Annotated in this window: 10 protein-coding genes; 7 read left to right on the top strand and 3 right to left on the bottom strand. The window is 62.4% G+C overall.

Annotated elements, in window-relative coordinates:
• The first annotated feature begins 56 nt into the window (after window positions 1-56).
• The 3 genes from Q7C33_RS16675 to Q7C33_RS16665 all read left to right on the top strand — a co-directional run bounded on the left by Q7C33_RS16675 (window position 57) and on the right by Q7C33_RS16665 (window position 2470).
• On the top strand, window positions 57-1205 hold the full coding sequence (locus Q7C33_RS16675; protein ID WP_323155360.1) for a pyridoxal phosphate-dependent aminotransferase: 1149 nt from the start codon (window positions 57-59) through the stop codon (window positions 1203-1205).
• On the top strand, window positions 1193-1987 hold the full coding sequence (locus Q7C33_RS16670) for an amidohydrolase (RefSeq protein WP_030139583.1): 795 nt from the start codon (window positions 1193-1195) through the stop codon (window positions 1985-1987). Before Q7C33_RS16675 ends, Q7C33_RS16670 begins: the two co-directional genes overlap by 13 nt.
• Window positions 1988-2050: 63 nt before the next feature.
• The gene (locus Q7C33_RS16665) at window positions 2051-2470 is read left to right on the top strand and encodes a hypothetical protein (protein ID WP_030139582.1); all 420 of its coding nucleotides are present in this window, start codon (window positions 2051-2053) and stop codon (window positions 2468-2470) included.
• Window positions 2471-2677: 207 nt separating this feature from the next.
• Here Q7C33_RS16665 and leuA read toward each other — a convergent pair whose 3' ends face one another.
• From leuA to xseA, 3 genes are all read right to left on the bottom strand, one after another.
• Entirely contained in the window at window positions 2678-4357 is a 1680-nt protein-coding gene (gene leuA, locus Q7C33_RS16660; RefSeq protein ID WP_030139581.1) for a 2-isopropylmalate synthase, read from the bottom strand.
• 463 nt (window positions 4358-4820) lie between these two features.
• Complete coding sequence (locus tag Q7C33_RS16655; protein WP_407683802.1) at window positions 4821-5642, bottom strand: peptidoglycan DD-metalloendopeptidase family protein; 822 nt, start codon at window positions 5640-5642, stop codon at window positions 4821-4823.
• Between the two features lie 3 nt (window positions 5643-5645).
• The gene (gene xseA / locus Q7C33_RS16650; protein ID WP_407683801.1) at window positions 5646-7025 is read right to left on the bottom strand and encodes an exodeoxyribonuclease VII large subunit; all 1380 of its coding nucleotides are present in this window, start codon (window positions 7023-7025) and stop codon (window positions 5646-5648) included.
• 220 nt (window positions 7026-7245) lie between these two features.
• Between xseA and Q7C33_RS16645 the strand changes: the two genes are divergently transcribed.
• From Q7C33_RS16645 to guaA, 4 genes are all read left to right on the top strand, one after another.
• Complete coding sequence (locus Q7C33_RS16645; RefSeq protein ID WP_407683800.1) at window positions 7246-8013, top strand: sulfite exporter TauE/SafE family protein; 768 nt, start codon at window positions 7246-7248, stop codon at window positions 8011-8013.
• A 69-nt stretch (window positions 8014-8082) separates the two neighbouring features.
• Window positions 8083-8631 (top strand): sugar ABC transporter ATPase, encoded by a 549-nt coding sequence (locus Q7C33_RS16640; protein ID WP_258648228.1) that lies wholly within the window; start codon window positions 8083-8085, stop codon window positions 8629-8631.
• A 141-nt stretch (window positions 8632-8772) separates the two neighbouring features.
• Window positions 8773-10242, top strand: coding sequence for an IMP dehydrogenase (gene guaB, locus Q7C33_RS16635; protein ID WP_030139576.1), 1470 nt, complete (start codon window positions 8773-8775; stop codon window positions 10240-10242).
• 79 nt (window positions 10243-10321) lie between these two features.
• Complete coding sequence (gene guaA / locus Q7C33_RS16630) at window positions 10322-11899, top strand: glutamine-hydrolyzing GMP synthase (RefSeq protein ID WP_030139575.1); 1578 nt, start codon at window positions 10322-10324, stop codon at window positions 11897-11899.
• Window positions 11900-11930 lie beyond the last annotated feature (31 nt).

The following is an 11930-nucleotide window of genomic DNA, read 5'->3' as shown; positions in this document are numbered from 1 at the left end:
ATCCTCGACCTCTCCCGCGCCGCACCAGAGCCGGGTGCAGACCCAGGGAAACCTCGATGATCACCAGCAAGTTGCCGAACGTCGGCATCACGATTTTCACCCAGATGTCCCAGCTCGCCGCACAGACCGGCGCGCTGAACCTGTCCCAGGGGTTTCCCGATTTCGATGGCCCGCAAGCCCTGCGCGATGCGGTCGGCCGGCACATTGCCCAAGGCCACAACCAATATTCGCCCATGACCGGCCTGCCGGCGCTGCGCCAGCAGATCGCGGCGAAGATCGCCCGCAGCTATGGCGCCAACGTCGATGCCGATCAGGAAGTCACCGTGACCCCTGGCGCGACCCAGGCGATTTTCTGCGCTATTGCGGCGGTGGTTAACAGTGGCGACGAAGTCATCGTCTTCGACCCAGCCTACGACAGCTACGAGCCTTCCGTGCAACTGGCCGGCGGGCGTTGCGTGCATGTGCCACTGGGCCTGGACGATTTCGCCATCGATTTCCAGAAGCTCGGCGAAGCCCTGAGCCCGCGCACGCGCATGATCATCCTCAACACGCCGCACAACCCCAGCGGAGCGTTGATCAGCCGCGCCGAGCTGGACCAATTGGCGGCCTTGATCCGTGATCGTGACATCTACCTGATCAGCGACGAAGTCTACGAGCACCTGGTATTCGACGGCGTGCCTCATGTCAGCGTACTTGCCCATGAGGAACTGTATCGCCGCGCCTTCGTGGTCAGTTCGTTCGGCAAGACCTACCACGTCACGGGCTGGAAAACCGGCTACGTCGTCGCGCCTGCCGCCCTGACGGCGGAGCTGCGCAAAGTGCATCAGTACGTCAGCTTCTGCGGCGTGACGCCATTGCAGTATGCGTTGGCCGACTACATGGCCGAGCACCCCGAACACGTCGATGAACTGCCAGGCTTCTATCAGGCCAAGCGCGACCTGTTCTGTGATCTGCTGGCACCGTCGCGGTTCAGCTTCAAGCGCGTCGCCGGCACATACTTCCAACTGGTCGATTACTCGCAGATCCGCCCAGACCTCAATGACGTCGACATGGCGCTGTGGATGACCCGCGAACACGGCGTGGCGACCATTCCGATTTCGGTCTTCTACCAGAACCCGCCGCAGGGCCAGCGCCTGGTGCGCTTATGCTTTGCCAAGCGCGAGGAGACGCTGCGTGAAGCGGCGGAAAAACTATGCGTGATCTGAGTGCCTTGCCCAACCTGAACATTGCCTTGATCCAGACCACCTTGGCTTGGCACGACCGCCGGGCCAACCTGGAGCATTTCGACGCGTTGCTTGAGCAGGCGCGCGGGGCGGACTTGATCATCCTGCCGGAAATGTTCACCACCGGTTTTTCCATGGAATCCGAGACCCTGGCGGAGCCTGAAAACGGACCCGCCAGCAAGTGGCTCAAGGACCAGGCGGCGAAACTGGATGCGGTAATCACCGGCAGCGTGATCGTCCAGGCCGCCGATGGCAGCCATCGCAATCGCTTGCTGTGGGCGCGGCCGGACGGCGAAGTGCTGCATTACGACAAGCGCCATCTGTTCCGCATGGCGGGCGAGCATAACCACTACACACCGGGCGACCAGCAGGTGCTGTTCGAGCTCAAGGGCTGGCGGATTCGCCCGTTGATCTGCTACGACCTGCGCTTCCCTGCATGGAGTCGCGACGCCGAGGACACTGACCTGTTGCTGTATACCGCCAACTGGCCGGGCGCCCGGCGCCATCACTGGAACCGGCTTCTGCCGGCGCGGGCCATCGAAAACCTGTGCTACGTAGCGGCGGTTAACCGGATCGGCACTGACGGCAAGGGCTTCGCCTATACCGGCGACAGCCAGGTGCTGGACTTCCAGGGCGAAACCCTGCTCAGCGCTGGCGAAGCCGACGGAGTGTTCACCGTGTGCCTGAGCGCGGCGGACCTGGCAGCTTATCGCACGCGGTTTCCGGCCAACCTGGACGCCGACCGTTTCGAGTTTATTTATTGAAACGATTCAGCCTCAAGAAGCGCTGTTGCGTGCCGATAACCGGTCAGCCAAGGAGGAGTCTCTATGACCAGTATCAGCGCAACGACCGTAAACCCTTATCCGCTGTCAGCTCCAAAAGTCTCCATTCGCGGGGCTGAGGAAGAGAAGGCGGTCAGTCCGGTGACACCGACTGACAGCAACGAAGACAAAGACAAGGCACTGAAAGTCGACACCAGCGGTGCGAACATCGCCGGTGCAGGCGGCAGCAGCGGCGCCAGCGACGTCATCGAGCAGTTGAAGAAGCAGATCGAGCGGACCGAGAAGCTGCTGGCCGAACAGCAAGCCCAGTTGGCCCGCGTGCAGAAAAGCCAGGCCGATCAGGAGCAGAAATCCCAGGAAGCCATGGCGATCCAGACCCAGATCATGGCAACCCAGGCGACCTTGCAGACCCTGCAGGCTGCGCTGTTGCAGGCGATGACTGTTTCGATCGATACCCATGCCTGACATTTTGGTCGTCTGAAAGGGCCCCTTCGCGAGCAAGCCCGCTCCCACAGGAGATTTCTGCCAGGCACAGAGTTTGTTCTCGCAGCAGATCCATTGTGGGAGCGGGCTTGCTCGCGAAGGGGCCGGAACAGGCCACACAAAACCATCAGCCAAACAAAAAGGCCCCAGGGTTCACACCCCAGGGCCTTTTTGCATTTCAGCCTTGGATCAAGCCGCCTTGGCTTCCGGCTGGCTCAGCGAGCGGTTCAGTGCGCTGAACAGTGCCTTGAAGCTCGCCGTGGTGATGTTTTCATCGATGCCCACGCCGTGCACCGCACGCTCGCCGTTCACCCGCAGTTCGATGTACGCCGCGGCCTTTGCGTTGGTGCCGGCGCCGATGGCGTGCTCGTTGTAGTCCATGATTTCCACCGGAATCGGCAGGCCGGCCACCAGCGCTTCCAGGGCGCCGTTGCCTCGGCCGCGCCAGTGCAGGTTGGTTTCGCCCTGGCCCTTGCTTGCCACTTCCACTTCCACGGCGCTGTTGCCGTTTTCTTCCTGCAGGCGATGGCTGACCAGCGCGTACGGGGTGTTGGCTTGCAGGTATTCACGCTGCAGCAAGGCATGGATCTGCTGGGCGGTCATCTCCAGGCCCAGGCGATCGGTCTCGCGCTGCACCACCTGGCTGAACTCGATCTGCATGCGACGCGGCAGGCTGATGCCGTATTCCTGTTCCAGCAGGTAGGCGATGCCGCCCTTGCCCGACTGGCTGTTCACACGAATCACTGCCTCGTAGCTGCGGCCAATGTCGGCCGGGTCGATCGGCAGGTACGGCACTTCCCACAGGGTGTCCGGTTTCTGCTGGGCAAAGCCCTTGCGGATGGCGTCCTGGTGCGAACCGGAGAAGGCGGTGTGAACCAGGTCGCCGACGTACGGGTGACGTGGGTGCACCGGAATCTGGTTGCACTCTTCGACCACTTTGCGCACGCCGTCAATGTCGGAGAAATCCAGTTCAGGGTTGATGCCCTGGGTGTAGAGGTTCAGCGCCACGGTCACCAGGTCGACGTTACCGGTGCGTTCGCCGTTGCCGAACAGGCAGCCTTCGACACGGTCGGCGCCGGCCATCAGGCCCAGCTCGGTAGCGGCCACGCCGGTGCCACGGTCGTTGTGGGTGTGCAGGCTGATCAGCACGCTGTCACGACGAGTGATGTTGCGGTGGAACCACTCGATCTGGTCGGCGTAGATGTTCGGGGTGGCGACTTCCACGGTGGCTGGCAGGTTGAGGATCACCTTGCGCTCAGGCGTCGGGTTCCACACTTCGATCACGGCGTCGCAGACTTCCTTGGCGAACTCCAGCTCGGTGGCGCTGAAGGTTTCTGGCGAGTATTCGAACTGCCACTGGGTTTCCGGCTGTTGCGCGGCGTATTTGACGAACAGCTTGGCCGCGTTCACCGCAATTTCCTTCACGCCTTCCTTGTCCTGGTTGAACACGATGCGGCGGAACGACGGGCAGGTGGCGTTGTACAGGTGGACGATGGCCTTCTTCGCGCCACGCAAGGATTCGAAGGTGCGGGCGATGAGGTCTTCACGGGCCTGGGTCAGCACCTGGATGGTGGTGTCGTCCGGGATGTGGCCTTCTTCGATGAGGGTGCGCACGAAATCGAAGTCGGTCTGCGACGCCGCTGGGAACGATGCTTCGATTTCCTTCACGCCTACTGCAACGAGGGTCTTCCAGAAGCGCAGCTTCTTGACTGCGTCCATCGGCTCGATCAGCGACTGGTTGCCATCGCGCAGGTCGGAACTGCACCAGATCGGCGCGGCGGTGATGGTCTTCGACGGCCAGGTGCGATCCGGCAGGTTGATGGTCGGGAACGCGCGGTATTTCGAAGACGGGTCTTTGAGCATGCTCATGGGCGGAATCCTTATTGTCGTGGCCGGAAAAAGGCGGCCTGCCGGTGTTTCGAATGGGGTGGCTCTTCAGCCGGGACGAGGTGCCGCGATTCAGCCCGGCAGTCGTGCGCTGACGAGGCACAGGCTGCGGTGCTGGCGAAGCTGAATGAGGGTGTGAGAGGTTTTCATGCTTTCAACCCTAACCGCGTGGGCGGGGGGTTGCAAGCAGTCGGGGAAAATTGGGAGAAGTTCTGTTTTTGAACTGATTTGCGGGATTTAATCGCGCATGTTCGGGAATGGGTTCCTGGAAATTGCGTCGATGTTTTTAGCTTGGCAATCCGCAGGAGGCGGTGATGCGACAGCCGTCATCGCGAGCAAGCTCGCTCCCACAGGGGATCTGTGCTGATTGCAAATGTTGTTCACTGAGATCCCCATGTGGGAGCGAGCTTGCTCGCGATGAGGCCAGTAGCCTCACCACAAACACTCAGGGTTGAAACGCACCGATAAAAATCGCCGGATCCACCCGCGCATCATTCAGGCTGATGTTCCAGTGCATGTGCGGCCCGGTCGCGCGACCGGTGGCGCCGACCTTGCCGACCACCGCGCCGCGGGCCAGTTGCTGGCCGACCTTCACGTCGATCTTCGACATGTGGCAGAACATGCTGATGAAGCCTTGGCCATGGTCGACAAACACCGTGTTGCCATTGAAGAAGTAATTGCCGGTGAGGATCACCTTGCCGGCGGCCGGGGTCTTGATCGGCGTGCCAGCGGGCACGGCGAAGTCCAGGCCGGCGTGGGGGTTGCGTTCTTCACCGTTGAAGAAACGACGCACGCCGAACTTGCTCGACAGCGGACCGTTGACCGGTTTGTCCAGCAACAGGTTACTGGGAATGTTCGGGCTGAAGCTGCGGTAGGCCTTCAGCTGCACCGCGAGCTCGGCGTTGATGCGCTTGAGGTCCGCCGGGTTCGGGTTGACCTGGCGCGTGTTTTTCAGCGTGATGTGCTGCTCGGGGTACTGCTTGTAGCCGACCACGAAGGGCTGGGTACTGCCGCCGCTGCTGATCTGCTGCGTGCCGGGTTGGACCGTCAGCGGAATGCCGACAATTGCCAGCCAATTCTGCTGTTCCTTGACCACCAGCACCGGTTTGCCCTGGTAGGTGGCTTTGGGCGCCTGGGCCGCGCTGCCCAGGTCCACCACGGCCACGCCGCCGGGCACCGGTTTGTTCAGCAGGCGGCTGATGTAGCTGTCGGCGTAGGCGTTGAAGGTCAGGCACAGCAAGAGCAATGAGGCGAGATATCGCGGCATGAATCAGTCCAGTAGAGAAAGGGTGACCGGCGTCAGGTGGTTGTCTTCGACCCGCACCAGCAGTTCGCCTTCGCCGAGCTTGGCGGTCAGCCGCTGGCCGGTCTGGGTTTGCCCGGCGTTGCGGATCGCGTGGCCGCGTTCGTCGAGCAGGATGCTGTAGCCGCGACCGAGAGTCGCCAGCGGGCTGACGATGTGCAGCGTCTGCATCTGGTTCTGTAGCTGGACGCGTCGCGTTTTAAGACCTTCGCGCATCGCCCGGGGCAGGCGTTCGGCGAGGCTGTCGAGGCGCTGGCGCAACATCGCCAGTTGGCGGCCCGGATGCTGCCCGGCCAGGCGGGTTTCCAGGCGGATCAGCCGTTCGCGGCGGGTATTGAGGCTGCGTTCGAAGGCCCGGCGCATGCGCATGTCCAGATCATCGAGGCGCTGGGCTTGCTGGCGCAGGCGTTCGCCGGGGTGGCGCAGGCGTCGGGTAAGACCTTCGAGGCGCAGTTGATCGCGCATCAGCCGATCGCGCATGCGCATCACCAGTCGGCGATGCAGGCTTTCGACCCGGCGCACCAGGTCGCCAGCGTCCGGCGCCAGCAGTTCGGCGGCGGCGGACGGGGTCGGCGCGCGCACATCCGCGACGAAATCGCTGATGGACACGTCGGTTTCATGGCCCACGGCGCTGACGATCGGCGTGACGCAAGCATCCACCGCCCGGGCCACGGCCTCTTCGTTGAAACACCACAAGTCTTCCAGCGAACCGCCGCCCCGGGCCAGGATCAGCGCGTCGAAGCCACGGGCATCGGCCAGTTTCAGGGCGCGGACGATTTGCGCGGTGGCCTCGCGGCCCTGTACGGCGGTGGGAATCAAGGTCAGGGAAATCTGCGGAGCGCGGCGGCGGAATACGCTGATGATGTCGCGGATCACCGCGCCCGTCGGTGAGCTGATGATGCCGATGCGTTGCGGATGGGCCGGCAACGGTACCTTGCGCTCGGCACTGAACAGGCCTTCGGCGCTGAGCTTTTCCTTCAGGGCATCGAAGGCCAGGCGCAGGGCGCCATCGCCGGCCGGCTCCACGGTGTCGAGGATCAGTTGATAGTCGCCACGGCCTTCGAACAGCGAGACCTTGCCGCGCACCTTCACCGCCAGCCCGTCCTTCAAGGCCTGGCGCACCCGCGCGGCGTTCTGCCGGAACAGCGCGCAACGCACCTGGGCGCCGCTGTCCTTGAGGGTGAAATACACGTGGCCGGAGGCGGGGCGGGCGAGGTTGGAGATTTCGCCCTCGACCCAGATGTTGCTGAACACGTCTTCGAGCAACACCCGTGCACGGCCGTTGAGCTGGCTGACAGTCAGGACCTCGCGGTCCAGGCCCAGTCGGGCAAAGGGATCTTTAATCATGGGCGGCATGATAAGGGGATTCGCGGACAGTGTGCAGAGAATTAGACCGGGTTGCCTGCATCGCGAGCAAGCTCGCTCCCACACTGGATTTATGTCGCGCTGAACTCCCTATGTGGGAGCGAGCTTGCTCGCGATAGCGTCGGATCGGTTGATATAAATGCTGGATGTCCCCCTCGGCATCTGGCTAAAGTCCCCGCTCTCCTCATCAAGGAAGTGCCGGATGAATTTTCTACCGTGGCTAGGTGAATGGGCATTCGCCCCCACGCAATGGCTGGTGATCGGCTCGGCCATCGTCCTGGCCTACGTCGTATTCGGCATCGCCGGGTTCGGCACGGCGCTGGTGGCGGCGCCGATCCTGCTGTTGTTCATGCCCCTGTCGAAGATCGTCCCGCTGCTGGTCTTGCTGGATTTTGTCGCGGCCTTCGGCAACCTGTTGCCCTCGCGCCGGGAGGTGTCCCGGCCGGAGCTGCTGCGGTTGCTGCCGTGCATGGCGGTGGGTTGCACCTTGGGCGTGATTTTCCTGCTCAACCTCAAATCCGATCTGTTACTGCTGTTGATGGGGCTGTTCATCAGCGCTTATGCGATCTACAGCTTGTTGATTAAGGCCCGGCCGGCGCAGCTGTCGGCGCTGTGGTCGATTCCCATGGGCACGGTGGGCGGATTGTTTGGCGCGCTGTTTGGCAGTGGCGGCTTTTTGTATGCGATCTACCTGAACAGCCGTTTGTCCAAGGAGGCGGCGCAGGCGACCCAGAGTGCGCTGATCAGCTGCAGCACGGTGGTACGCTTGAGTCTGTTCGTCATCGCGGGCGTGTATGCCGAGCTACCCTTATTGGTACTGGCGCTGTGTTTGATGCCGGCCATGGCGCTGGGGTTGTGGGTGGGGCGTCGCCTGACCATGAAAATGTCCCGAGAGGCCTTCGTGCGCCTGGTCACGTGGTTGGTGCTCGCCAGTGGCCTCGCGTTGATCGGGCGCTACCTGAGTGCTTGACCTGACCCCACCAAGGATTAAGCTGCCGGCCTTTTATAAGATCCGCCAGGAAAACCGCCAGGCCTCGCCATGAATTCGCAAAGCATCATCGTCCCGAAAATTTCCACCTTGCCGGTCCACGAGCCTCGGGCCCGGGCGATCGTGCGTTGGCTGGTGCGCAAGAACATTGTCGAAGAACAACTGACCACCTGCGGACGCACCGGCAATCGCATGGCCCATGCCATCGCCCCGGGTGCCCGCGACGTGGTCCTGCATCCCGACGCGTTGCCGTTCGGCGAAGCGGTCAACGGCCTGGAGATCATCACCAAGCGCTGCATCTATACGCCGGCCAAGGGCTTTCTCGAAGAGGCGGGTTGTGCCGAGTGCCGCAAGGAGATTGGCGAAGCGCTGTTCGAAAGCCTGGAAGACTGGATGCCGGGGCGCACCGATAACTTCACCTGCCCTGAATGCGGGCACGAAGACGACATCAATGGCTTCCTGTTCCTGCAACCCTGCGCTTTCTCCAACCTGGGTTTCATCTTCAACAACTGGCTGGAGGCGGGGTTCAAGCAGGACTTCATCGATGAATTCGCCGATTGGCTGGATCAGCCGGTGAGTTGGGTGAAGGTGGAGTTGTAGATAGGTACACAACTGGATGTGCGTGCGGTGGTTTCAGCCCGTCAATCACCCCGCCAATAATAGACAGAGTTTTACATTGAGCCAGACGGGGTGCATGAGTATAATGGCGCGCTTCCATTTTCCCGCTCGGGAGCCCCCGCGATGCTGCGTATCAGCCAAGAAGCTCTGACCTTCGACGACATTCTCCTAGTGCCCGGTTATTCCGAGGTACTGCCTAACGAAGTCAGTCTCAAAACCCGTCTCACCCGTGGCATCGAACTGAATATCCCCCTGGTTTCCGCCGCCATGGACACCGTGACCGAAGCCCGTCTGGCCATTGCCATGGCCCAGGAAGGCGGTATCGGGATCATCCACAAGAACATGACCATCGAACAGCAGGCCGCCGAAGTGCGCAAGGTCAAGCGGTTCGAGGCTGGCGTGGTCAAGGATCCGATCACCATCGAGGCTGACGCCACGGTCCGGGATCTGTTCGAACTGACCCGCATGCACAATATCTCCGGCGTTCCGGTGCTGCACGATGGCGACCTGGTCGGCATCGTCACGTCCCGCGACGTGCGTTTCGAGAACCGCCTGGATGCCACCGTCCGCCAAGTGATGACGCCTAAAGAGCGCCTGGTCACGGTCAAGGAAGGCACCAGCAAGGACGAAGTCCGCGAGTTGCTGCACAAGCACCGCATCGAACGCGTGCTGATCGTCGACGACAAGTTCGCCCTCAAGGGCATGATGACCGTCAACGACATCGAAAAAGCCAAGGCCTACCCGCTGGCCAGCAAGGACGACCAAGGTCGTCTGCGCGTCGGCGCCGCCGTCGGCACCGGCAAGGACACTGGTGACCGTGTCGCGGCCCTGGTCAACGCCGGTGTCGACGTGGTGGTGGTCGACACCGCCCACGGTCACTCCAAAGGCGTGATCGACCGTGTGCGCTGGGTCAAGCAGAACTTCCCTGAAGTGCAGGTGATCGGCGGCAACATCGCCACTGGCGCTGCCGCCAAGGCCCTGGCCGACGCCGGCGCCGACGCCGTGAAGGTCGGTATCGGCCCTGGCTCGATCTGCACCACCCGCATCGTCGCCGGTGTCGGCGTGCCGCAGATCAGCGCCATCGCCAACGTCGCCGCTGCCCTTGAAGGCACGGGCGTGCCGTTGATCGCCGACGGCGGTATCCGTTTCTCCGGTGACCTGTCCAAGGCCATCGTCGCCGGTGCCTACTGCGTGATGATGGGTTCGATGTTCGCCGGTACCGAAGAAGCGCCGGGCGAGATCGAACTGTTCCAGGGCCGTAGCTACAAGGCCTATCGCGGCATGGGTTCGCTGGGCGCGATGTCCCAGGCCCAGGGCTCTTCCGACCGTTACTTCCAGGACTCCTCCGCAGGGGCCGAGAAGCTGGTGCCGGAAGGCATCGAAGGTCGCGTGCCGTACAAGGGCACCCTGAGCGCTATCATCCATCAACTGATGGGCGGCCTGCGTTCTTCCATGGGCTACACCGGCAGCGCCGACATCGAAGAGATGCGCACGAAGCCTGAATTCGTGCGCATCACCGGCGCCGGCATGGCCGAGTCCCATGTCCACGACGTGCAGATCACCAAGGAAGCGCCAAACTACCGCGTAGGTTAAGGCCTTCAGCAAAACGTTAATCACCGGGGCTGTTCATTCAGCCCCGAGTTGTTTCTGATTCACTACATGAGAATGAGTCATGGCCCTCGACATTCACGCTCACCGCATCCTGATCCTCGACTTCGGTTCCCAGTACACCCAGCTGATCGCCCGCCGCGTGCGTGAGATCGGCGTGTACTGCGAACTGCATCCGTTCGACATGGATGACGAAGCGATTCGCGAATTCGCGCCTAAAGGCGTCATCCTCGCTGGCGGCCCCGAGTCCGTGCACGAAGCCGACAGCCCGCGCTGCCCGCAAGCCGTGTTCGACCTGGGCGTGCCGGTCTTCGGCATCTGCTACGGCATGCAGACCATGGCTGAACAACTGGGCGGCAAGGTCGAAGGTTCGGACCTGCGTGAGTTCGGTTATGCTCGTGTCGACGTGGTCGGCAAGAGCCGCCTGTTGGACGGCATCGAAGATCACGTCGACGCTGATGGCCTGTTCGGCCTCGACGTGTGGATGAGCCACGGTGACAAAGTCACCAAGATGCCTGAAGACTTCCACGTCCTCGCCAGCACTCCGAGCTGCCCGATTGCCGGCATGTTCAACGATGATCGTCGCTACTACGGCGTGCAGTTCCACCCTGAAGTGACCCACACCAAGCAGGGCGGCCGCATCCTGTCGCGCTTCATCCTCGACATCTGCGGGTGCGAAGCCCTGTGGACCCCGTCGAAGATCGCTGAAGACGCCATCGCCCAGGTCCGCGCCCAGGTCGGTACCGACAACGTGTTGCTGGGCCTGTCCGGCGGCGTCGACTCCTCGGTGGTTGCCGCATTGCTGCACAAGGCCATCGGCGACCAGCTGACCTGCGTGTTCGTCGACAACGGCTTGTTGCGCCTGCACGAAGGCGAGCAAGTGATGGCCATGTTCGCCGAGAACATGGGCGTCAAGGTGATCCGCGCCAACGCCGAAGAGCAGTTCCTGAACAACCTGGCCGGTGAGTCCGACCCGGAGAAGAAGCGCAAGATCATCGGCCGTACCTTCATCGACGTGTTCGATGCCGAATCCTGCAAGCTGGACAACATCAAGTACCTGGCCCAGGGCACCATCTACCCCGACGTGATCGAGTCGGCCGGCGCCAAGAGCGGCAAGGCCCACGTGATCAAGTCCCACCACAACGTCGGTGGCCTGCCGGAAGAGATGAACCTCAAGCTGGTCGAGCCGCTGCGCGAACTGTTCAAGGACGAAGTGCGTCGCCTCGGCCTGGAACTGGGCCTGCCGTACGACATGGTCTACCGCCACCCATTCCCGGGCCCGGGCCTGGGCGTGCGGATCCTCGGTGAAGTGAAGAAGGAATACGCCGACCTGCTGCGTCGCGCCGACCACATCTTCATTGAAGAACTGCGCAAGGCCGACTGGTACCACAAGGTCAGCCAGGCGTTCGTGGTGTTCCAACCGGTGAAATCGGTGGGCGTGGTCGGCGACGGCCGCCGCTACGCCTGGGTCGTGGCCCTGCGCGCCGTGGAAACCATCGACTTCATGACCGCTCGCTGGGCGCACCTGCCGTACGAGCTGCTGGAGACTGTTTCCGGGCGGATCATCAATGAAATCGAAGGCATTTCTCGCGTGACGTATGACGTGTCGAGCAAGCCGCCGGCGACGATTGAGTGGGAGTGATGGGACATCCCAGGGGATAATTATCCCCTGC

The organism is Pseudomonas sp. BP11-1-1 (assembly GCF_052112105.1).
GTDB lineage: Bacteria > Pseudomonadota > Gammaproteobacteria > Pseudomonadales > Pseudomonadaceae > Aquipseudomonas > Aquipseudomonas alvandae.
The sequence above is the reverse complement of the archived record's forward strand: the minus strand, read 5'-3'. Positions and strand labels throughout refer to the sequence as shown.